The organism is Virgibacillus sp. GM2-2 (assembly GCF_055329585.1).
In genome coordinates, this window is the sequence record NZ_JBUZWC010000004.1 from 27,479 (window position 1) to 49,545 (window position 22,067).

Annotated in this window: 21 protein-coding genes and 1 riboswitch; of the genes, 3 read left to right on the plus strand and 18 right to left on the minus strand. The window is 37.2% G+C overall.

Translation table 11 applies throughout. The features are described from left to right. Positions 1–3: 3 nt before the first annotated feature. The 4 genes from ACY9Z2_RS06555 to cpaB are packed head-to-tail and all read right to left on the minus strand — an operon-like array spanning position 4 to position 4,266. On the minus strand, positions 4–933 hold the full coding sequence (locus ACY9Z2_RS06555) for a type II secretion system F family protein (RefSeq protein WP_463608818.1): 930 nt from the start codon (positions 931–933) through the stop codon (positions 4–6). Then, the gene (locus ACY9Z2_RS06560; RefSeq protein ID WP_463608819.1) at positions 905–2,275 is read right to left on the minus strand and encodes a TadA family conjugal transfer-associated ATPase; all 1,371 of its coding nucleotides are present in this window, start codon (positions 2,273–2,275) and stop codon (positions 905–907) included. Before ACY9Z2_RS06560 ends, ACY9Z2_RS06555 begins: the two co-directional genes overlap by 29 nt. A gap of 31 nt (positions 2,276–2,306) precedes the next feature. Next, positions 2,307–3,437, minus strand: coding sequence for a CpaE/TadZ family protein (locus ACY9Z2_RS06565; protein WP_463608820.1), 1,131 nt, complete (start codon positions 3,435–3,437; stop codon positions 2,307–2,309). A 37-nt stretch (positions 3,438–3,474) separates the two neighbouring features. After that, the gene (cpaB, locus tag ACY9Z2_RS06570) at positions 3,475–4,266 is read right to left on the minus strand and encodes a Flp pilus assembly protein CpaB (RefSeq protein WP_463608821.1); all 792 of its coding nucleotides are present in this window, start codon (positions 4,264–4,266) and stop codon (positions 3,475–3,477) included. Between the two features lie 511 nt (positions 4,267–4,777). On the opposite strand from cpaB, the gene ACY9Z2_RS06575 reads away from it, so the two are divergent. After that, complete coding sequence (locus tag ACY9Z2_RS06575) at positions 4,778–5,065, plus strand: hypothetical protein (RefSeq protein WP_463608822.1); 288 nt, start codon at positions 4,778–4,780, stop codon at positions 5,063–5,065. 100 nt (positions 5,066–5,165) lie between these two features. On the opposite strand, the gene ACY9Z2_RS06580 is transcribed toward ACY9Z2_RS06575, so the two are convergent. Continuing rightward, positions 5,166–5,438 carry a YutD family protein gene (locus tag ACY9Z2_RS06580; protein WP_463608823.1) on the minus strand — a complete coding sequence of 91 codons (273 nt, stop codon included), beginning with the start codon at positions 5,436–5,438 and terminating at the stop codon, positions 5,166–5,168. A 287-nt stretch (positions 5,439–5,725) separates the two neighbouring features. On the opposite strand from ACY9Z2_RS06580, the gene ACY9Z2_RS06585 reads away from it, so the two are divergent. Then, on the plus strand, positions 5,726–6,295 hold the full coding sequence (locus ACY9Z2_RS06585; RefSeq protein WP_463608824.1) for a YhcN/YlaJ family sporulation lipoprotein: 570 nt from the start codon (positions 5,726–5,728) through the stop codon (positions 6,293–6,295). A 7-nt stretch (positions 6,296–6,302) separates the two neighbouring features. After that, positions 6,303–7,265: a M23 family metallopeptidase gene (locus tag ACY9Z2_RS06590; RefSeq protein ID WP_463608825.1), complete on the plus strand. Its 963-nt coding sequence runs from the start codon at positions 6,303–6,305 to the stop codon at positions 7,263–7,265. Between the two features lie 241 nt (positions 7,266–7,506). On the opposite strand, the gene ACY9Z2_RS06595 is transcribed toward ACY9Z2_RS06590, so the two are convergent. The 13 genes from ACY9Z2_RS06595 to sufC form a co-directional block, all read right to left on the minus strand. Continuing rightward, positions 7,507–7,620 carry a methionine/alanine import family NSS transporter small subunit gene (locus tag ACY9Z2_RS06595; RefSeq protein ID WP_463608826.1) on the minus strand — a complete coding sequence of 38 codons (114 nt, stop codon included), beginning with the start codon at positions 7,618–7,620 and terminating at the stop codon, positions 7,507–7,509. A 1-nt stretch (position 7,621) separates the two neighbouring features. Continuing rightward, the gene (locus ACY9Z2_RS06600) at positions 7,622–9,148 is read right to left on the minus strand and encodes a sodium-dependent transporter (RefSeq protein ID WP_463608827.1); all 1,527 of its coding nucleotides are present in this window, start codon (positions 9,146–9,148) and stop codon (positions 7,622–7,624) included. A 356-nt stretch (positions 9,149–9,504) separates the two neighbouring features. Next, positions 9,505–11,061 carry a Na+/H+ antiporter NhaC family protein gene (locus ACY9Z2_RS06605; RefSeq protein WP_463608828.1) on the minus strand — a complete coding sequence of 519 codons (1,557 nt, stop codon included), beginning with the start codon at positions 11,059–11,061 and terminating at the stop codon, positions 9,505–9,507. A 124-nt stretch (positions 11,062–11,185) separates the two neighbouring features. Further along, positions 11,186–11,361, minus strand: a riboswitch (Lysine riboswitch). Positions 11,362–11,406: 45 nt separating this feature from the next. Further along, positions 11,407–12,198, minus strand: a complete 792-nt coding sequence (yunB, locus tag ACY9Z2_RS06610) for a sporulation protein YunB (RefSeq protein WP_463608829.1) — start codon at positions 12,196–12,198, stop codon at positions 11,407–11,409. Positions 12,199–12,259: 61 nt separating this feature from the next. After that, complete coding sequence (locus ACY9Z2_RS06615) at positions 12,260–13,345, minus strand: HD-GYP domain-containing protein (RefSeq protein ID WP_463608830.1); 1,086 nt, start codon at positions 13,343–13,345, stop codon at positions 12,260–12,262. A gap of 170 nt (positions 13,346–13,515) precedes the next feature. Then, entirely contained in the window at positions 13,516–13,818 is a 303-nt protein-coding gene (locus ACY9Z2_RS06620; protein ID WP_463608831.1) for a YunC family protein, read from the minus strand. Positions 13,819–13,895: 77 nt separating this feature from the next. Continuing rightward, positions 13,896–15,296, minus strand: coding sequence for a bifunctional metallophosphatase/5'-nucleotidase (locus ACY9Z2_RS06625; protein WP_463608832.1), 1,401 nt, complete (start codon positions 15,294–15,296; stop codon positions 13,896–13,898). Positions 15,297–15,307: 11 nt separating this feature from the next. Then, positions 15,308–16,129 carry a sulfite exporter TauE/SafE family protein gene (locus ACY9Z2_RS06630; protein WP_463608833.1) on the minus strand — a complete coding sequence of 274 codons (822 nt, stop codon included), beginning with the start codon at positions 16,127–16,129 and terminating at the stop codon, positions 15,308–15,310. Positions 16,130–16,468: 339 nt separating this feature from the next. Further along, positions 16,469–17,866: a Fe-S cluster assembly protein SufB gene (sufB, locus tag ACY9Z2_RS06635; RefSeq protein WP_463608834.1), complete on the minus strand. Its 1,398-nt coding sequence runs from the start codon at positions 17,864–17,866 to the stop codon at positions 16,469–16,471. A gap of 249 nt (positions 17,867–18,115) precedes the next feature. Continuing rightward, positions 18,116–18,550 carry a Fe-S cluster assembly sulfur transfer protein SufU gene (gene sufU, locus ACY9Z2_RS06640; protein WP_463608835.1) on the minus strand — a complete coding sequence of 145 codons (435 nt, stop codon included), beginning with the start codon at positions 18,548–18,550 and terminating at the stop codon, positions 18,116–18,118. Continuing rightward, complete coding sequence (locus ACY9Z2_RS06645) at positions 18,540–19,760, minus strand: cysteine desulfurase (RefSeq protein WP_463608836.1); 1,221 nt, start codon at positions 19,758–19,760, stop codon at positions 18,540–18,542. The genes sufU and ACY9Z2_RS06645 overlap by 11 nt, the downstream gene beginning before the upstream one ends. Continuing rightward, entirely contained in the window at positions 19,760–21,061 is a 1,302-nt protein-coding gene (sufD, locus tag ACY9Z2_RS06650; protein ID WP_463608837.1) for a Fe-S cluster assembly protein SufD, read from the minus strand. The genes ACY9Z2_RS06645 and sufD overlap by 1 nt, the downstream gene beginning before the upstream one ends. A 17-nt stretch (positions 21,062–21,078) precedes the next feature. Further along, on the minus strand, positions 21,079–21,864 hold the full coding sequence (gene sufC / locus ACY9Z2_RS06655) for a Fe-S cluster assembly ATPase SufC (RefSeq protein WP_463608838.1): 786 nt from the start codon (positions 21,862–21,864) through the stop codon (positions 21,079–21,081). Positions 21,865–22,067: the final 203 nt, after the last annotated feature.

Here is a 22,067-nt window from a genome sequence, read left to right on the forward strand (position 1 = left end):
AGGCTACACCTTTATGTCCGTAATTTTTCGAATTAAGAAGAAGGATAAAAGAATCGCTGCTAGAAATAAAATTAAAATGACGATTCCAAACCCTTCCCATAGTGGTTCAATAAAACCATCTATCACATTATTCATGACTAGCAGTAAAAATATCGGTAATGCTGGAACAATAAAGGAAATATATTTTTGTTCCGAAGTCATTGTTTTAATTGTTTGCGTTAGTACTTTTCGATCTTCAAATGTGGTTGCCATTGTATCCAAGGTCAATGCCAGGTTTCCACCCGTTTTCTTCTGTATCAATAATGTGGCAATGAACAAATTGAAATCTCGAGATTTATTTCTTTTTTGAACTGATCGTAAAGCCGCTTCTAAAGAAACTCCTAGCTTTAATTCGTTGGAAATACGTTTAAACTCATCACCAGCTGGTGCACTTACTTCTCTTGCGACGATGTCAATACCTTGATTTATTGTAAGTCCTGACCTTGCAGCATTTCCTAGTAATCTACAAATCTCAGATAATTGCTCATTAAAACGAGTTTCATAGTTATTTTTCCGAAAATAAAATAATAAAAAGTTTAATGCGATTACAATAGCTAAAGGTAGAAACATACTCACAAATGAAGGCATATTAAATACTGAATAAAACAATACAAATAATGCTAGATATCCAACTATCAACGCACCCATATATTCCGATGGTAATAACTTTAGATTCGCATTTTGTAGTTTGTTTCGTAATTTGTCTGAACTCTCACGTTCGTCAAATCGATCGCCCAGCTTGCTTATTACACTTTTTCGTTGTTCCTCTGGATACCATTGTCTAACTTTTTGCTTCCATTCTTTCTTCTGATTTCTGTATCCTAAGAAAAAATATCCGCAGATAAGTAACGATAGGACCGCGAAGCTATATAGTATGGACACGGTTAAGCTCATCTGCAATCTCTCCTTCAGGTTCAAAGAAATCAGGTCTAAACGTAATTCCTAATGTTTCCATTTGATCAATACACTTCGGACGTATGCCGGTTGCAGTATAAAAACCATGAATTTTGCCTTTTTCATCTACGGCAGTTCGTTTAAAACAGAAGATATCCCGAACCTCAATTTTATTTTCCTTACCAACTTCCACTTCTGCTATATTCATAATCTTCCTGGTACCATCAGACAAACGCTGTACTTGAACAATGTAATCTAACGCTCCAACAATATACTCTCGGATAATATGAGTAGGTAAGTTCATACCTGCCATTACTACCATACCTTCCACACGATTAATCGCGTCTGTAGGTGTATTCGAATGGACAGTCGTTAAAGATCCTTCATGTCCAGTATTCATTGCTTGTAGCATGTCGAACGCTTCTGATCCTCGAACCTCTCCAACGATGATTCGATCAGGACGCATTCGTAATGAGTTTTTTACTAATTGTCGTATCGAAATTTCGCCTTCCCCTTCAACGTTAGGTGGTCTTGCTTCCATACCAACAACGTTTTTACGTGCAAGTCTTAATTCTGCTGAATCTTCAATGGTAATGACTCGTTCATCATACGGTATTGCTTTTGCTAATGCATTGAGTAGTGTTGTTTTACCACTACCTGTTCCTCCAGAGATCAGTACGTTCATTTTCCCCTGTACAAGGGCTTGCATAAATTTCGACATATCGCTAGTAAACGTTCCATATTTCTCCAAATCGTCCATGACAAAAGGGGTTTTCCTAAATTTCCGAATAGAGATGATCGTTCCACCTAAGCTTATTGGTGAGATGACGGCATTAACACGACTACCATCTGGTAATCTAGCATCCACCATAGGTGAACTTTCATCGATACGCCGTCCTAAAGGTGCTACTACACGATCAACAATATGTCTGACATGTGCCTCATCTTTAAACGTTATATCTACTTGCTCGAGTTTCCCGTTTTTTTCTACATATATTTCTTTCGGTCCATTTACCAGTATTTCCGTAATATCATCGTCTTTTAACAGCGATTCAATTGGACCAAATCCAACACTTTCGTCTATAAGTCTTGAAAGTAACGTTTCTTTATCATGCCTGGGGATAACAACTTTTTCCTCGGTCATAAACTGATTAATAAATCGTTCAATCTTTAGTCGTTTATCTGCTTCTTGTAAACTTGTAATCTGCTCCAAGTTGACCTCTGTTAAAAGCCTAGATTTATAATGTTCAACTAATTCATCTATATATGAGTTACTTACTATGTAGTCTGACTTATAGCTGTCCTTTTGTTCTTCTCTATTATTCCGCTGAAAAAGGGGCATTGCCTCACCACCTTTAAATTTGTTTACTTCCTTATTTCAGCATGGATCGCACCCATTTTTGTACGTCTTTTGCAACTGGCGTAAGCTTTTTTTCCTTTGATTCTTTACGAAGAGGAACACCTTGATTCATAAAGCTCTGAACACCTTTTAAATCTCTTCTTATCTCGGAAGCGACTGGGTATGACACAAAACGTTCAATATCCTTCTTCGTTAATTCGTTATCTTTCCCTGCAAAATTAATTACGAGCTCCATTCGGTCCTCCGTATTAATTCCAAGTTGTTGATACAACGTTTCGACATTTTTTAAGACACGAATTGCTACTGTATCCAAATTCATCACGTAATAAATGCGCTCTGATTCTTCCAGCGCCGTATAAACACGCTCCTCCATCCAGGTTGGTACATCAACTACGATAAAGTCATAACTCCGTTTACTAGCCCGCATCAATCGTAAAATAAACTCTTGATCAATTTTTTCTGCCATTTCGGCATCACGTGGACTTACCAAAACTTCCAGTCCAGAATGTGGCTCTTTTTCTGCAATGTTTCGGATGTGGTGTTCATTCAGTTCATGTATTACTGGAATTAAATCTATAATGGAACGATTACTTTCTAATCCTAGAAATGTTTCTGACCCGCCATACTGTAGATTTAAATCGATATAAAGCACCTTAGCAGTCGACTCAAGTTTTAGTGTTTGAGCAAATGCAGAACTAATTAATGACTTCCCGGATCCACCTTTACCACTATAAAAGGTAAATACTCTTCCTCCACCGCGCTTAAATACTTCTTGGGAACCTGATCCACCTTCCAATCTTGTTCCGATGATAATGTTCAATCTTTCCTTTAGTAATTCTTCTTCTACTGGCAAAACAAAGTAATCCGTCACACCAAATTTAGTTAAGTCCCGTAATAAATCAAAGTTTTGTATATCATTGATAAATACAATGGTTGCTTTAGGATGTTCCGCAAGCACAATTTGCACAAGATCTAGTGGTGACTCTTGTTCTGTTTTTAAAATAATAGCTATTTGAATCGTATGTTTCTTTATGTCTTGTGGTAAGACCCGTTGTAATTGAAACGCTTCACTAAGTTGACTTTGTATCGATTCATAAAGGAATTCATTTTCCCCTAATACATGTATTTCATTTATTTTTTTCATTTGATTCCTCCATCGAAAAAGAAACGTATTTTACTGGTCATCTTTTTTTTGTTTCCTTTTCTTTTGGTTGTTCTTCAGTTGATTTTTCTTCTTTTTTAGATTGTTGGTCCTCTTTTGGTTGTTCTTTCGGTTGTTCTTCCTTTGGCTGTTCTTCTTCTGTCGGTGTTGTTTCTTCAGTTATTCCTTCAGTCTCAGGTTCTTCGTTACTTTCTTGTTGCTGCCCAACGTTTGATTTTACTATTCTTAGACTGTCCGCGTAATTCTGCATATGTATTAAGTTAGGGACATCTTCGAAAGGAATTTCTAATTGAACTCCTTGGAATTTACCATTTTTATCCGAAGTTGTTCTAGCAACCTTTACATCGGTCATGAAAACTTCTGTAACTGGTTTTCCATCAAAGGTGTGCGAAACTATAAGGTCAACCCGGTCAAGAGGAGTTAATTTTTCATCAAAGAATACACTCTCCGAACGTAATACTGTTACAAGTCGATTATCCGCTTCGGTTACCGTCGATGCCTGCTTCAGCATATTTTTCGTTATGATATCACCTGATGAAAGTGGAACAACCGATACCTTATTGATTAGATTCTCAATGTTTACAATATGTTCATCTCTAAGGTATTTTTTTGGAATTTCTTCTGTAGTAATGTCTTCTGGTGTGATTAAAGCTCGTGAGGATATTTCGTTACTAGCAACAACGACTTCCACCATTGTTCCTAAATTACTGTTAAGTGCTTGCACCTTCTTTAGCACCAAAAACCCTGATAAAGCAGCTAATATAAGTGCGATTAAAAAAAATATAATTGCCTTCCGCTTCGACTCGAGCATCAACTTAAACCTCATTTCAAAAATTATGTTTAACTACTTACTAATTACCCATTATATATATAAATAATTACACAAATTACAAACATGTCAATTTGAGCCAATTAAAACAGGCAGTTTAAAAGTATATATAGTGTAAAATTTCAAGTTTACTTACCATTTATTGTTAATTTAAAGGATAAAAATCCCTATAGTATTTCCATATTTTAACAATAACATACCTTAAAATTTAAATTTATGGGTATTTCTAATCATTTTTCAAAATCTTTAACAAAAGGTAATTTATCTTGAATTCAAGATAAATTTATCACCGCTTATCCCTTTTCTAGTATAGGCTCTAGCTAATTATTGAATTGTCGTTTTTTAAAGCATTTTACTATCAAATTTTCTAATTCAATATTCACATGTTTAGCCAATTTAGTGTGACAAAATAATCATATAAGGAAATGATTCGTTTTGTTTTACATAAATAGGACCAATTTAACAAAAACTGAATAATGAAAGGGTGAGACAAATGGCGAGAAATAAAAAAAGAAATTACTCAGAAGTAGATAATGTAGAGAGGCAACGAAATGAATTAATTCCAGAGGAGTTTCCTGAGGGACCTGTGGGATCATCAATTAATAAGCACGAGCCTGTAGAAAGTAAATCAACTCCTTGGGAAAAGGGTCAACGCAGGCAGAGTGCGTTTGTTTATCCGGATAAAGAACAGCATGATGGTTTACAACGACATACTCCACCATTACATCCACCGCATGACGAAACTGGTGAGGTGCTCCCTGAAGAAGAAAAAGAGCAGTAGTTCCAATTTGAACTACTGCTCTTACTTATAACGTTATGGTAGACCTTATAAGAAAAACTACGGCATTCGCTGTTACGGACGAGGCGAATGGCGAGTTTTTCTAATCAACTTTTTTTAATACAAAATAGGCACATCCAAAATTACAATACTCGTATAAATAATCGTCTAGCGTACTAATTTTAGAGTCAAATGCAGCTTTTACGTTTTGATCATCGTAAAATCCACGCAAACGTAGCTGATCATAGCCCCAGTCACCGACGATAAAGTCGTATTTGGATAGTATTTCAGAGAATCGCTCATTTAGGCGTTCTTGGTCAAATCCGTTTTTATTGTCTTCTATCAGTTCATACGTTTTTCCATGTAATTCAATCAACACGTTCACCCCACTTGAGTTGATTATAGTTTACCACAAATGAAAGCATTTCAACTAGCAATTATCCTGAATTTACATGTATTAGTCCAAAATGATTGTGAATGAAATTTTTATCATGTAGCAAAATAACCCCATAAAGTGAAACTGTATTCAGTGAGTGTTTATTTTTTCATTGAATGTTTAGTTGAACGAATCGGACATTTACGGGTCGGTGATAGTCCATTTTCGAAAAGGGTATTACTGCCTGTTAATGCGGGATAAATAAGAAAAAAAGGCGGGAAATTTTTATGTATAAAAAATTTGCATTCGTATTATTATTGTGTACACTGTTCATCTCCGCATGTGGAACTACCAATCAAGGTACGGGTGAACAGGAACAAATAAGAAATGAGTTAGATCCAACGAGAAATGACGAAAATCCTTCAGATTTTGAAGAGGAAAATCGTTTAGGTTATGTCCATTATACAAAGGATCAGTTAGATACCAATGAGGAAGGTAATCATTCTGTTACGATGGATCGTCATAAACTAGCTGACATGATTTCACGAATAATTCTTCGTAATCAAGACTTTGAAGAAGTTGCAACGCTTGTTACAGATAGAGAGGTCCTAATTGCATACGGTGCAGATGACGAGCTTGATGAAGAAATAGCTGCAGATATCGCGAAGAAGTCTGCTGCTGCTGTGATGCCAAGTTACTTTGAGGTTTATGTATCCGATAATCAAAGTTTAATTCCTGATATCCAAAGCTTGCACAATAGTACTACACAGAATGGTGATTACCGTAATACCATCGACTCCATCATAAAAGAAATGAAAAAGTCACCGCAAGGCGTTGACAAGGAAAACAATAGGTGATGATGCTATGAAAATTTATCACGCTATTTGTGCACTAGTTATTATACTCACCGTACAATTAGGCACAAATACTGTATTTGCCGAAGAAGAAAATGACATTTACGAAGAACGAATGGAGCTATTTAAAAAAGCAGAGGCCTTGACGTTAATTCCATGGTATTACTACGCTGCTATTGACCAGTACGAACGAAATATTCAAAAAGATGTTCCATCAGATCAAGTTATTTCCATTTCATTTGAACCAGTAAAGTGGTATGGAATAGGAAATCCTAAAAACATGAGCGAGCAAGCTATCACCCTCTTTAATGGTATCGGGAAAGATGGTGATGGAGACCAAAAGGCTGATCCGAATAACCCTGAGGATGTATTGTATACAATGGGTAGGTACTTGCAAACCTATGGATATTCAAAAGAAGATATCAAAATTGCACTTTGGAATTATTATCATCGTGATTTAACTGTTCAATCAATCATGAACACGGCTCGAGTGTTTAACAAATTTAATGGTATTGAATTAACGGATCGTGCATTTCCTTTACCTTCAAATTATAATTATAGCTACAATAACACGTGGGGTAATAGACGTGGCTTCGGTGGTTTGCGAATCCACGAAGGAACAGATATTTTTGCTGATTATGGTACTCCTGTAAGATCAACAACGTATGGTGTAATTGAATTAATGGGATGGAATTTATTTGGTGGTTGGCGAATTGGTATACGGGATGTTCATAACATATACCATTACTTTGCACATCTTAGTAAATACGCAGACAACTTAAAGGTTGGCCAAATTGTGAAGCCTGGTGATGTCATTGGTTATGTCGGATCAACAGGATATGGTCCCCCCGGAACATCTGGAAAATTCCCACCACATTTGCACTATGGCATGTACAAGGATAACGGCTACAGTGAATGGTCCTTTGATCCTTATCCATACTTGAAAAAGTGGGAGCGAATGGAAAAACAATAAAGTGAAACTTCATTCAGTGTGGGAACTTCTCCCCATTGGATGCTTTAATCAACGCATGATTGTATATATCACAGCCATTCCTTACCATGATAATCGACAAACTCTGAGTCATCCCGTAAAAGTCTTCGTATATTTCCTTTACTAGCGTGGTGCTATAGATTCTCGTTACTTTCAACAATTAGAAAAAGAACCATTAAGATAACGTTGTATCTCAATGGTTCTTTACATTTCTATATTGATTTTAGTTTGCTTTTCGTTCTTTTCCCTTTTTAATGGCATTCATAATACTTGCAACAAGGCCGCCCCAAATAATTACCATGCCTAAAATCATAATAAAGATTGCACTAGCACTCATATTATTCGCCTCCCTTAGATGAAGGTAAGTCTTCTTTATTTGCTTTCCACTTGCTTAACGATATCAAGATACCTACTACTATTGCGCCGACAGCTACAAATACTCCACTATAGAGAATAAATGAATCTGCGTAGCCGCCATAGTTTCCAGTAGGTGTATCAAATTCTTTTAACAGATTTTCCTTGAATAAACCAAACATCATGTATCCAAGGACGATTGGTGTAACTACGCTTAAACTAATTGTCCACCATGAACCGAGTCGAATATCAGAAATTTCATTTGCATGATTTTTGTATTCGTTCAGTTTACGGAATACCCATGCCATTAGTACAACTTCGACTAATCCTAAGAATGCTACACCAAATTGGTTAATGAAGTAATCCGCTACGTCAAGGAAGTTTAAACCACCCCTTGTTGCAAATAACAATGAAATTAGGGCTGCTACTCCTCCACCAAATAATACCGCCTTGTTTCTAGAAATGTTAAACTTATCAACTAAACCAGCAACATACGTTTCCGTGATGGAAATTAACGAAGTCAAACCGGCTAAAACCAATGATGCAAAGAATAAAAACCCAAAAAATTCATTAAACGCTGGGAATTCATTTATAATTTGCGGGAATACCACAAACGCTAATCCAACGCCACCAGCTACAACCTCGTCTACAGCAACACCTTGTTGCATTGCCATAAAGCCAAGTACAGAGAATACTCCAATACCACAAAGTAATTCAAAGCTTGAGTTACCAAAACCTGTAATAAATGCGTTGTTTGTAATGTCAGATTTTTTTGGAAGGTAACTAGCATACGTAATCATAATTGCAAATGCAATCGACATACTAAAGAATATTTGACCGTAAGCAGCAACCCATACGCTTGGATCCATAATCTTGTCAAAGTTTGGTTCGAAGAATGCTTCTAAACCAGTAAGTGCACCAGGTAAGGTGACTGCGCGAATAACGATAATAATAAAGATAATTACCAAAGCTGGTATAAATATCCGGTTCGCAACCTCAATACCTTTTTTAACACCTTTGAATAAAATTCCTAAAACAACAAGCCAAACAATAATTAATGGAATAAGTACACCTGGGACAAATCCGCCTACTTGACCAGGATCTGCTAATTGTAAGTAGTCACCAAATAAAAATCCTTGTGTATCTTCTCCCCAATTTAAATTGAATGAAAATACAGAGTAAGAAATGGACCATGCAATAATAACCGAATAATAGGTGGAAATGACAAATGCTACTAATACTGCCCACCAACCTACCCATTCTGCCTTTTTATTAACTCTACGATACGTTAATGGTGCTGATCCCTTGTATTTATGACCCATAGTGAATTCCATGATTAAAATTGGAATCCCTGCTGTTAGTAAAGCGAATAAATACGGAATAAAAAATGCTCCACCACCATTTTCATATGCTACCGCTGGAAATCGCCAAATGTTACCTAAACCAATTGCCGAACCAACTGCAGCCATAATAAATCCAGCTCGTGTTCCCCATTGAGACCTTGTCTCCATCGATTCTACCTCCCCTTTTCTTCTATTCCTTCTTAAAGTATATCTATGAAAAAAGTTGAGAAGGAATGTTATAAATCTTTACTTTTTTCAGATATTTATGATTGTATTATAACGATACTTTATATCTATGTCAAAGCAATTTTCATATTTTTAAAACTATTAAAAGTTTTAGGCTACTATATGTTAACCTTTTCTATAATAGTAAATGCTTTGTTTCTACTCAATTCATTAACAAGGATATGCCTACACAATCTTATGCCCAACGTACTTAGGAAACATTTATCACTAGTTCAATACCATACCCTTTTAAAGTCTAAAAAACAGACTGCCGTGAATGAACGACAGTCTGGATTAGATTATACATTATTTACTTTGGTTTTGTTGATAAAATGAATAAACATGCTGGTTAAAACTACTAAGGCAAGAGTCAATAGCAAGGAAAGTAGAACATTCCCTGAATATCCCATCACTAAATAACTAATACCCCCAGCTACTGCAACTAGACTTGCATAAGGTAACTGCGTTAACACGTGATCGATATGATTTGCTCCAGCACCTGTTGACGAAAGTATTGTTGTATCTGATATCGGTGAACAGTGATCCCCGAATACTGATCCTGCTAATACTGCAGAAAGCGAAGGTAATAACAGGGATACATCGGTAATAACGGTAATTTCAGCTGCGATAGGCAACATAATACCAAACGTTCCCCAAGAAGTTCCTGTTGCTAATGCCATTAACCCTGCAATAATAAAGAATAAAAATGGTAGTAATGCAGCATCAATGGAAGCTTTCTCTACAAGATGAGCAAGATAATTACCTGTTCCTAATGTATCAATTACGGAACCAATCATCCATGCTAGAATCAGAATGTAAATAGCAGGTAACATTGTTTTAATGCCTTCTCCAACAATCTTCAAACTACTAACACGTGGTTCGGATTGTAATAGGTGAAAGATAAATGCCACCACAACTGCTAAGGCACCACCAATTATTAATGATAAGTTAACATCTGTATTGGCAAAAATGGAAAGGAGCGAGTCATCATCGCTATATTGTACACCTGTAACAATCATTGCTCCGACAGTACCTACAATTAATAAAACAATTGGTATGATCAAATGATATATTTTTCCATCACGATGTGGATCAAATACTTCTTCTAAATCACCTGGTATGTTTGAATCATTAGGATCAATGACTTCACCAGTTTCAATCGCACGTTTTTCATGTTTGCGCATCGGTCCAAGATCCAATTTGAGGTATGCTGTTAAAAACACTAGCAAAATTGCACCGATTGCATAAAAATTGAGTGGAATCATTTGAACAAATGCTTCAAGCGGTTGAATATTAGTAATGCCATTCGCAACTAATAAACTTCCTATCACCCCAATAATATACGCACCCCAACTCGAAATTGGTGAAAGTACAGTTACTGGAGCAGATGTTGAGTCAATAAAATATGCTAGTTTCGCACGTGAAACATTGTGTCGATCAGTCAAAGGTCTAGCTACTTGGCCAACAGCTAATGCATTAAAGTAGTCATCAATAAAAATAATGATTCCTAAGATTGCTGTCATAGCTTGAGCACCAGCGCGCGTTTTCACACGCTTCATCATGTAATCGCCAAATGCACGACTCCCACCTGATGCTGAAAGAAAAGCTGTCATGATACCTAAAAGGAATAAAAATCCTAATAATAACAAATTACCAATATTAAGCCCTTCAGTTGTATAAAAAATTTGATAAAAAACAGTCCATATTTCGTTTAACGTATTTAAGATATTAAAATCATGAATAAATAAAGCCCCAACAATAATCCCGATTCCTAATGATAGTAAAACACGTTTTGTAAGTAGTACCAATATAAGCATGAGTAGAGCTGGTACTAATGAGTAAATCGTTCCTTCCATTTTTCTTTTACCTCCATAAATTTTTTGATGAAGGTGCACAGAGATACGCAATATAAAAACACACAAAAAAGCAATGATAGAAAATAACCTACCATTGCTTTTACAATATACGTTATCCTCCATTTCGATCAGTAGTTCTCCATGCACAATCCTTACATGACAGTATAGCTCTTATTCAAAGCCATCCCAGCGGTAGAAAGATTGACCCTTTCTTCGCTTCGGCAAACAGCCCTTTCATCAATAATCATAGGTGTCATTCTCCTATTGACTACTCTTTCTGTTTGCTCCTCTACCTCACCGATCTGATAAGGTTAGTCTATGAAATTATTTTTTTATTATACTAAGTTATTCACTTTTTTTCAAGTCATCTTTAGGGATGGCAATTGGTGGAAGTTCAGTTCCACTGCCTCCATAGTAGTCTGGTACCTCTGAGTTAATCGTTCTTGAATCAATGTAAATATTAGTAGTTACTTTCTTAGTTTTAGTTGTGAACGGAACAACAATTTGTACATCGACTTGCACTTTAACATATAAAGAGTAGACAGCTGTATTGATGCCAAGTTCTTCTTTTTCAAAAAACAAATCAGATTGAATCGCACCCACAATTTCAAAGTTTACCGGTATTTTAGGACCTAAGTTTGCAAGGATTGGACTATCGAAAGCTTGCCCGATAGGTATTTCTACAACGGTTGGATCTTTTTCTGCTAAATCATTTGCCGAATCGTCATAATCTAATGACGGCATATCAGGATCATCCGTATCTACTGTTTCCCCTTTATTCATATTATATAAAAAGTATTCTGCACGTTCCGTAGCTTTCCTCAATATCTTGTTCTGTGCTTCAGCACTCCAACCAAGCATGGTAATATATCCTTGATCATCTTTGGATACTTCCACAAGGTCATCAAATGTTACACCTTCGCTAGACTTAACCGCAGCATTAATTGTTCTTGTCGCAAACTCGATTGTCTTGTTTTGCGCTATTTCCATTAATGGCGGCCGTATTTCCTTTCCTATAAACCAAACACTAAACCACGTTACCGATATAAAAATGATACACGTTATAACGAATATGTATTTAACTGGAGGTGGCTTTCGGTTATTTTTAAACTGAAATTTTCTCGGTTGCATCAACATGAAAAAACCCCCTTAAAACAAGATATGCTTGTATTAAGAGAGTTAGAATTTCAAATTATCTTTAGTTATGAAGACAAGCGGAAATCGTGAGAGATAAGCATTTCGATAAATCAACTTCGTATGGAGTTACATCCTGTTCGCTTTCATCCTTCGTAATTCGAACAATTGGACGATCACACAAATGCAAATGTTGCTTTAAGATGACACCGATTCGATTATCACTCAATTTAACCGTCAATCCATTTGGATATACAGCTACACTTCGTTTAAAGGCCTCAACTATCCCTTTATCAAATTTGTTAATTGCTCCAGCATATAAGATTTCAAGTCCTTCATGTGGTAACATTGCATCACGATAACTCCTGTTACTTGTAACCGCATCGAATACATCAGCTACAGCAAGAATTTTCGCGTGTGGATGGATTTCACCACCATCAATCCCTCTCGGGTATCCTGATCCATCCAACCGTTCATGATGCTGGAATGCGCAGTGTGCTACTACAAGTGGAATGCTTTCTTGTTTACGCAAGAAATCATACCCATATTGTGTATGGCACTTAATTGCCTCAAATTCTATTGGTGTTAGACTGGAGGGCTTTTTCAAAACATCAGGGTCAATAAATATTTTCCCTATATCATGCAGCATTGCTCCGACGCCAAGTTCAATAAGTTTATCCTTTGTCAGCTTAAGTTCTGTCCCGATAGCTAGTGAATATATTGTAACGTTTAGCGAATGTTGGAATATGTAATCATCCGTGACAAACACATCAGCAAGTAATGATAATGCATCTCTCCGATTCATGATTTCATCGATAAGATGTTCCACAACGTTCGCCATCTGACTACCTTTTTTCTCTAGTATGTAGGAGCGGTCAGTAAAACCTTTTTGCTTAATATCAGAAAATGTATCTTTTATTGTAGTCGTTGCTTCAAGTCTCGACTTTTCAGATATAACAGATTCAATTTGAATATCATTGGTCAACTCGTCTTCAATATAAATATATGTAATGCCCTGCTCTACCAAACGCGAAATCATTTGCTTGGTTAAGCTCAATCCTTTTTGAATTAATACCGTACCACTTTCGTTATACACCGCTTGACCAACTGTAGTACCCGGTTTAATTCGTTTTGTATTGGCTAATCTCATAGCGTTCTCCTAACTCTGTGTCGCAGCAAATTGAATTCATAATGGCTAACTTCATAAAAATTCTAACAAATTCCAACCTAAAATACTATATAAATTTATAAAAAAATACAAATATCGACAAAACTGGGGCGAAATAAAGGATATGCCTCCCACAATGGAAGACATATCCTTTATGAAATAAGCGATAATGCATCTTTACCGGTCATTCCAGCTTCCCATCCATATGATTTTGAAGCGTCGGTTATTTTTTGTAGTGGTGCATGCAACAATTCATCAATTGTTTTTACACCTACCGCTCGCCCGGCGATGACTTTCCTGTCAGCTAGCTTTTCGTTTAATAAATCAACATCTAATGCACCACACATGATATAACCAATCTCATTTGAAATGACAAGTAAATTCGTTTTTGGTAGTTCAACAGTAATTGCCGTAAAAAATATTCCATCAATCTCTAATGGATTCACAGTTATCATTCGAATAGCTCCTCCCTCTCTACATCTTCACCTATATATGTGTATGCAGATGGCGGATTCAGTGCTACTCGAAAGAATTATGCTTTGCCATATTCTTTTTTTAATGTAAGGACTAATAAATCACGTAAAAATTCTGGTAAGTAATAGTTTTTCACTTCTGACTTTGCAACCTCTGGTAGTAATCGTCCGAATGTAAATGTATCAGCTGTTGCCACGTGGTAGGTCCGATCTGGATCAATTGGTTCACCATTTAAATTAACTTTTTTTACATATTCGTGACCGTCTTCTTTTATCTCCGTTCTTACTTCGATACCAGCGTAAATCATTCTACCTAGTACCTCTCCCCTGAAACCAAATCCTTTTAATTTTAGTTCCATAAAATCCTTTGTAAAGGAGGCGCGAACAACCTCCATTAATTCATCGCCGTTCAATTCAACGACACATGGATTGATGGGATGCGGACAAATTCGGTGAATGTCTTTACGTGTAATGGGTCCAGCCTCAAACTGGTCGAGTAATACACCAGCGTTTAGCATGGCACAATCAGCACCAGTCCAATCCTTAAGGGTCTCTGTTAGCTTTTCCATTACCAAGGTATTTTTGAACCAATTAACCTCGATTATCTCATCAGCTGTGACAATAGTTTCTTCTAAAACTTTTTCCGCCTGTACGATTAAATCATTTAGTTTCTGTTCGGTTTGTAAATCTTTCGCCCTCTCTGAAATGTCAGTTGTATATGCTTCCTTGTTTACAAGCTTCTCCTGTTCCGTATCCCAAGTTAAAATTACTTCCCCGACAAAAGCACAATGCTTTCCTGCAGCGGTAAGGATGGTGTCCTTTACCGTTTCACCAGTACGTAATAAATGATGGGTGTGTCCACCAATAATAACGTCGATATCCTCGTATCTCCGAGCAATCTCTTGGTCTTCTGTTATGCCTAAATGGGACAATAACACAATGACGTCTGTTTGTTCCGCCAATTTTGCCACATAATAATCCAACACTTCAAAGGGTGATTTAATATGCCAATCCAATAGTTCGTAAAATGCATTAAATGGCGCCGTCAATCCGATAACACTAATTCGAACACCATTGTGTGATTCGATTTGTACCGTTGGATGTGCCCATGGCGGATTGGCACCGTTTAAATTTTGTAAATTTGCACATACGACTTCAAATTTTGCATCATCATATAAATGATATAAATCCTCATGCTCTAGCGTAATCCCTTCATTATTGCCAAAGGTGACTACATCATATCCGACATCGTTCATTAGTTGCACGTTCGCTTTTCCCATAAAAGCCTCTGCAATCGGATGCTCACGATCAACATGGTCACCAATATCGAATAGCCAACACGATTGATTATTTGCTCTCTTCGTATCTCGGGCTTCTTTTAAATAACCTGCTACGCGTGACCATTGATCAAATTTACTATGTAAATCATTCGTATAATAAAAAAATAACTTTTCCTCCATGGTACATCCCCTTACATTAACCCATCATAAATTAAGCGTACACCAATAATAATTAATAATCCGCGTAGAATCCATTCCAGAACCTGACTTTTTAATTTTTGGTTTATTGCAGCTCCTATGGTTCCGCCTACCCATGCACCCGGTACAAACCATAGGACATATTCCCACTCCACGTGACCAAGCAGGATATGTGTTCCAGCTCCAATTGTACTTGTAAAAAATATCATAAACATGGAAGTTGCGACTGCGATGTGTGCAGGAAATCCAAATAGCAGGATCATCGTTGGCACCATTACAGAACCTCCACCAATTCCGAACAAACCGGACAGAGTTCCAACAATTAAAGCAATCGGAAATGCTAACCAGAATGAAACAGTGTAATGATATGTTTTGCCATTCATTTCAAATGACCGAACGTTTTTGTTCGAACTGTTTATATTTGTATTAGTTGAAGTTTTTCGCTTTAACAAAAAAAGTGACGAGAGAAGAATAATTAACATACCAAGATATAACGTAAATTTATCGGTATCAATATACTGATTTAACCACGAGCCTAAAATCCCACCTGGAATACCACCAGTCAAAAAAATTAAAGCCGTTTTATAATCAACGCGCCCTTTTCTGAAATATGAAATCGTTGATGAAAGCGCAGTAAAAATCATGACAACTAACGAGATACCGACAATGGTGTGAGGAGTTGCCCAAGCAAATCCATCCAAGTACTGTTGTAGTATCAACAAGCTTGGAACCAAAATAACACCGCCACCAAGGCCAACCAAACTACCTAACATAGCGGTTACTAACCCAATAATCAAGCAAATAACATACACCATTCCCCTATATCCCTTCTGTCTGTAAGCTAAGTCTTTCCTTCCTATTTTAGCACGCATGTAAGGGCAATTCTAATTATTGGGTTGATGAGGGTATGATGGTTACTGATAAGGTTTTTGGTGATTGGCTTGTATTCTATATCTTTTGGCTTGTATTTTTCAATTTTGGACAGTATTTATTAAATTTGGCTTGTATTTTTTTAATTTGGCCAGTTTTGTTCCTTAAGTAGATGACTCTGCCTCATCTTGACTTCTAATCCTTTGCCTAAGCAAAGGTGCTGTCGCCCTTAGTTAAATAGAAAAAACCTTGATACATATACTGTACCAAGGTTTTTTTGTTTTTTACCCGATTGAGCCTTCCATCTCAAACTTAATAAGACGGTTCATTTCAACTGCATATTCCATTGGAAGCTCTTTTGTAAATGGCTCGATGAAGCCCATTACAATCATTTCGGTAGCTTCTTGTTCGCTAATTCCTCTACTCATTAGGTAGAACAATTGCTCCTCAGAAACTTTTGAAACCTTTGCTTCGTGTTCAAGTGAAATATTGTCGTTATTAATTTCGTTGTATGGAATTGTATCCGAAGTTGATTCGTTATCCATAATTAATGTATCACATTCGATGTTTGAACGCGCTCCATCGGCTTTACGTCCAAAATGTACAAGTCCGCGGTAGTTTACTTTACCACCTTGTTTTGAAATCGACTTGGAAACAATTGTAGAAGATGTGTTAGGTGCCAAATGATGCATTTTTGCACCAGCATCCTGACATTGTCCTTTTCCTGCAATTGCAATCGATAGTGTATTTCCGCGTGCTCCTTCACCTTTAAGGATACAAGCTGGATATTTCATGGTTAACTTAGAACCAATGTTTCCGTCAACCCATTCCATCGTACCATTCGCATCAACTGTTGTACGTTTTGTAACTAAGTTGTAAACGTTGTTTGCCCAGTTTTGGATGGTTGTATAACGGCAGTATGCATCTTTATGAACAAAGATTTCAACTACTGCACTATGCAAGGAATTCGTTGTATAAACTGGTGCTGTACAACCTTCTACATAGTGAACTGATGCACCTTCATCAACAATGATTAGCGTACGCTCGAACTGACCCATGTTTTCCGAGTTAATACGGAAGTATGCTTGTAATGGTGTAGTTGCTTTTACACCTTTTGGTACGTAAATGAACGATCCACCAGACCAAACAGCTGAGTTCAATGCTGCAAATTTATTATCTGAAGCTGGAATAACTTTTCCAAAGTATTCTTTGAATAATTCTTCGTTTTCTTTTAGAGCTGTATCCGTATCTTTAAAGACGATACCCATCTTTTCTAAATCTTCTTGTAAGCTATGATAAACAACCTCTGATTCATATTGTGCTGAAACCCCAGCCAAGTATTTTTGCTCAGCCTCTGGAATTCCTAGCTTATCAAAAGTTTGTTTGATTTCATCTGGTACTTCATCCCATGTTTTTCCTTGACGTTCTGAAGGCTTAACATAGTAGATGATTTCGTCAAAATTTAATTCAGAAAGATCTCCACCCCATTGTGGCATTGGCATTTTGTAAAATTGCTCTAATGCCTTCATCCGGTAGTCAAGCATCCATTGAGGTTCTTCTTTAATTCTGGAAATTTCCTCTACTACTTTTGGTGTTAATCCTCTTTCAGTACGGAAAATAGAGACGTCTTTATCATGAAATCCATATTTATACTCTTCTATTTCAGGCGCTTTTTTCGCCATGTTAAAAACCTCCTTTAGGTGTTGGTTACTCCACTTATCGTATTAACGTCCAGCTCCTGCGCCCAGCGACTAGTAGACTTCCCTCCCTGTTCCTCAATAAGTCAAGCACGATGCCCTACAGGATGTAGGGTAGTTCGATGTGCCACAGGACGTGGCGTTCTTAATCGAACCTCCTTAACGGCTTTCCTATATCTAGAACAGGTCAGTCCAGTCTATACGTCGCTAACCGGGCGCATCCGCTTTTGATTTCTACTCGTCGTGAACACCTTTCTCCATTGCCTTCCATGCAAGTGTAGCACATTTAATGCGTGCTGGAAACTTGGTAACTCCCTGTAATGCTTCTATATCATCTAGATCAAATTTCTCTGTATCGACATCTTCACCCAACATCATTTTAGAAAACAATTCCGACATGTTTAATGCTTCATCGATTGTTTTTCCTTTGACGGCTTGGGTCATCATCGATGCAGATGATAGACTAATCGAACAGCCTTCTCCATCAAATTTCGCGTCTGTAACTATACCGTCTTCAATCTTAAATTGTAATTGAATACGATCACCACATGTTGGGTTGTTCATATCAACCGTCAATGCATCTCCTTCAACAACGCCGCGGTTTCTAGGATTTTTATAATGATCCATGATTACTTGTCTATATAGTGTATCGAGGTTATTAAAAGACATCACCAAAATACTCCTTCGTTTTGACAAGTCCTGCTACTAACCTGTCTATATCTTCTTCCGTGTTATATAAATAAAAGCTAGCTCGTGCAGTTGCCGTTACATCCAGCAGGCGCATAAGTGGTTGTGCGCAATGATGTCCGGCACGTACCGCAATTCCTTCTGCATCGAGTGCAGTTGCTGTATCATGCGGGTGAACATCGTTTAAGTTAAATGTAACTAGCCCTGCTCGCTCTTCAGGACCATAAATGGTAATACCATCAATTGTCCGTAATTGCTTTAATGCGTATTTCACTAGGTTGTGCTCATGCTCAAGAATGTTGTCCATTCCAACGTCATTCAAAAAGTCAATTGCAGCACCTAATCCAATTGCTCCAGCAATGATTGGTGTCCCACCTTCAAATTTCCAAGGTAGTTCCTTCCAAGTTGAATCATACAAATGAACGAAATCAATCATCTCTCCACCAAATTCAACTGGTTCCATCTCTTCTAGAAATGCACGTTTTCCGTATAGTACACCAATTCCAGTTGGGCCACCCATTTTGTGACCAGAAAATGCGTAAAAGTCAACATCTAATTCTTGTACATCTACTTTCATATGTGGTGCACCTTGAGCGCCATCCACGAGCATTACCGCCCCGTTTTGATGCGCAATTTCTGCAATTTCTTTAATTGGATTGATCGTACCAAGAACATTTGATACGTGCATAATGGAAACCATTTTCGTGTGTGATGTAATAGTTGCACGAACATCATCAAGTGAAAGGCTACCATCCTCTTGAAGAGGTATATACTTCAATTTTGCTCCTGTAGCCTTTGCTGCTTGCTGCCAGGGGATAATGTTACTATGGTGCTCCATTGGTGTAATCACAATTTCGTCGCCTTCTTGTAAGTTAGCTCGAGCGTAGCTATACGCTACTGTGTTAATTGCTGTTGTTGTGCCTCGTGTGAAAATAACCTCTGCTGTACTAGAAGCATTGATAAAGCGACGAACTTTTTCACGTGCTCCTTCGTATTTTTCAGTAGCACGTGTACCAAGGGTATGAACGCCTCGGTGCACGTTTGAGTTATCTTGACGATAATACGTATCAAGCGCCTCTATCACTTGCAGTGGTTTTTGCGATGTTGCTGATGAGTCAAGATATACTAATGGATGTCCATTTACTTCCTGATTAAGAATCGGAAACATTTGCCGAATGGCTTTTACATCCATTAGTAAACTTTCCTCTCAATTACTTGCGTCAATTGCTTTTTAACCGATTCGATCGGGAGCTGATTGACAACCGGAGCTAAGAAGCCATGAATGATTAATCGTTCTGCTTCTTTCTGTGTAATACCACGGCTCATCAAGTAGTATAATTGAACAGGATCCACACGTCCCACAGATGCAGCGTGTCCTGCAGTTACATCATCTTCTTCGATTAATAGGATTGGGTTAGCATCACCACGTGATTTACCACTTAGCATTAACACACGTGACTCTTGCTCGGCATTTGATTTAGAAGCACCATGCTCAATTTTTCCTATTCCGTTAAAAATCGCTGTAGCACTATCTTTCATAACACCGTGTTGTAAAATATAGCCTTCTGATTCTTTACCAAAGTGAACAATTTTAGCAGTAAAGTTTTGTGTTTGTTTACCACGTCCAACTACTACCGTTTTTGCGTTTGATACGGAATTATCGCCAACTAAATGTGTGATATTTTCAGAAACGGTATTTCCATCGTTCATTTGCCCTAAAGCCCAGTCGATTGTTGCATCACGATACGCAACACCGCGGCGATTCACGTATGTTGTTGTTCCTTTTGCAAAGTTATCAACTGCACCAAATGAAATTCGTGCATTGTTATGCGCAATTACTTCTGTCACAATATTTGCTACTGTTTTTTCTTCGTGATTGTTCGATACATAGTTTTCCACATAAGTTAGGGAACTATTATCGTCTGCTACAACCAGCACATGATTGAACATGCCAACTTCTGGATCTTCCTGCCAGAAAATGGTTTGCAACGGTACATCTAGTTCTACATTTTTTGGAACGTAAACAAAAATCCCACCGTTCATTAGTGCCGCGTGTAATGCTGTTAGACGGTGTTCATCTACTGAAACAGCATCCTTCATATAATAGCGTTTCACTAAATCTTCGTGTTCGGTCATTGCTGTAAATATATCTGTAAAAATTACGCCTTTTTCTTTTAGCTCATTATTCAATGATGCGAACGCAACCGAATGATTCCGTTGAATGATTAAGTTTTCCGATCCTTTTTCAATGAAATCCTTAATTTCTTCTGGTAAGTTTTCTAGCGATTCGATTTGCTCACCTTGTGCAGAATGCTTAAACTGGCTAAAATTCCATTTGCCAATTCTTGTTTTATCCGGTTTCGGCATCTCAAGCGATTCAGCTTGATCAAGAGCATGAAGGCGCAATGATTTCATCCATTCTGGTTCGTTTCTTTCCTGTGAAAACTGATTAATATATGCTTGATCATATGGCAGTTTAGTATCAACAGTCATATTACCCCTCCTTACTTCTACGCTTTTTGACCTACAGTTTCGTCTTCTATACCTAACTCTTCTTTAATCCACTCGTAACCTTCAGCCTCCAAACGTTTTGCAAGCTCAGGTCCACCAGACTTCACAACACGTCCTTGCATCATTACATGAACATGATCTGGTGTAATATAGTTTAATAAACGCTGATAGTGGGTGATAATTAAGCAACCAAATTCATCGTTACGTAACTTATTAATTCCTTTAGAAACAACTTTCAATGCGTCAATATCAAGACCAGAATCAATTTCATCTAAAATTGCAATAGCTGGCTTAATCATCATTAATTGAAGAATCTCATTACGCTTCTTCTCTCCACCTGAAAAACCTTCATTTAAGTAACGCTGTGCCATATTCTTATCAATTTCTAGATAATCTAATGCACTATCCATTTCTTTAATAAACTTCATTAATGAAATTTCGTCACCTTCTTCGCGACGTGCATTTACAGAAGAACGTAAGAAATCAGAAGTAGTTACACCACTAATTTCACTTGGATATTGCATTCCTAGGAAAAGACCAGCACGTGCACGTTCGTCTACTTCCATTTCCAGAACATCTTCTCCATCAAGAAGTACGCTACCTTCCGTTATTTCATACTTAGGATGCCCCATAATTGCTGATGCTAGTGTCGATTTACCTGTACCATTCGGTCCCATTACTGCATGGAATTCGCCACCTTTTATCGTAAGGTTTACCCCTTTTAATATTTCACTATCTTCAATGGATACATGAAGATTTTTAATTTCTAGTGTAGATCCTGCCATATCAATACCTCCAATTACTTTTATATGCTATTTTTCAAATGGAAACTTATATCCATTCTCAATTTATTCTCATTACAATCTTAAAGCATTTCGAATGTATAATCAACTCTTTTAAACCGTGAAAGTAAGGGACTTCAGTTTGGGAACTTTGCCTATAGAAGGGATATTTCGTGGATCTATAGCTGTGAGGTTGTTTCTGCTAG

Excerpts from the sequence above, each read along its gene's own strand:
- ACY9Z2_RS06555 (WP_463608818.1), bottom strand. The coding sequence starts at position 933 with ATGAGCTTAACCGTGTCCATACTATATAGCTTCGCGGTCCTATCGTTA.
- ACY9Z2_RS06560 (WP_463608819.1), bottom strand. The coding sequence starts at position 2,275 with ATGCCCCTTTTTCAGCGGAATAATAGAGAAGAACAAAAGGACAGCTAT.
- ACY9Z2_RS06565 (WP_463608820.1), bottom strand. The coding sequence starts at position 3,437 with ATGAAAAAAATAAATGAAATACATGTATTAGGGGAAAATGAATTCCTT.
- cpaB (WP_463608821.1), bottom strand. The coding sequence starts at position 4,266 with ATGCTCGAGTCGAAGCGGAAGGCAATTATATTTTTTTTAATCGCACTT.
- ACY9Z2_RS06575 (WP_463608822.1), top strand. The coding sequence starts at position 4,778 with ATGGCGAGAAATAAAAAAAGAAATTACTCAGAAGTAGATAATGTAGAG.
- ACY9Z2_RS06585 (WP_463608824.1), top strand. The coding sequence starts at position 5,726 with ATGTATAAAAAATTTGCATTCGTATTATTATTGTGTACACTGTTCATC.
- ACY9Z2_RS06590 (WP_463608825.1), top strand. The coding sequence starts at position 6,303 with ATGAAAATTTATCACGCTATTTGTGCACTAGTTATTATACTCACCGTA.
- ACY9Z2_RS06595 (WP_463608826.1), bottom strand. The coding sequence starts at position 7,620 with ATGAGTGCTAGTGCAATCTTTATTATGATTTTAGGCATGGTAATTATT.
- ACY9Z2_RS06600 (WP_463608827.1), bottom strand. The coding sequence starts at position 9,148 with ATGGAGACAAGGTCTCAATGGGGAACACGAGCTGGATTTATTATGGCT.
- ACY9Z2_RS06605 (WP_463608828.1), bottom strand. The coding sequence starts at position 11,061 with ATGGAAGGAACGATTTACTCATTAGTACCAGCTCTACTCATGCTTATA.
- yunB (WP_463608829.1), bottom strand. The coding sequence starts at position 12,198 with ATGTTGATGCAACCGAGAAAATTTCAGTTTAAAAATAACCGAAAGCCA.
- ACY9Z2_RS06615 (WP_463608830.1), bottom strand. The coding sequence starts at position 13,345 with ATGAGATTAGCCAATACAAAACGAATTAAACCGGGTACTACAGTTGGT.
- ACY9Z2_RS06620 (WP_463608831.1), bottom strand. The coding sequence starts at position 13,818 with ATGATAACTGTGAATCCATTAGAGATTGATGGAATATTTTTTACGGCA.
- ACY9Z2_RS06625 (WP_463608832.1), bottom strand. The coding sequence starts at position 15,296 with ATGGAGGAAAAGTTATTTTTTTATTATACGAATGATTTACATAGTAAA.
- ACY9Z2_RS06630 (WP_463608833.1), bottom strand. The coding sequence starts at position 16,129 with ATGGTGTATGTTATTTGCTTGATTATTGGGTTAGTAACCGCTATGTTA.
- sufB (WP_463608834.1), bottom strand. The coding sequence starts at position 17,866 with ATGGCGAAAAAAGCGCCTGAAATAGAAGAGTATAAATATGGATTTCAT.
- sufU (WP_463608835.1), bottom strand. The coding sequence starts at position 18,550 with ATGTCTTTTAATAACCTCGATACACTATATAGACAAGTAATCATGGAT.
- ACY9Z2_RS06645 (WP_463608836.1), bottom strand. The coding sequence starts at position 19,760 with ATGGATGTAAAAGCCATTCGGCAAATGTTTCCGATTCTTAATCAGGAA.
- sufD (WP_463608837.1), bottom strand. The coding sequence starts at position 21,061 with ATGACTGTTGATACTAAACTGCCATATGATCAAGCATATATTAATCAG.
- sufC (WP_463608838.1), bottom strand. The coding sequence starts at position 21,864 with ATGGCAGGATCTACACTAGAAATTAAAAATCTTCATGTATCCATTGAA.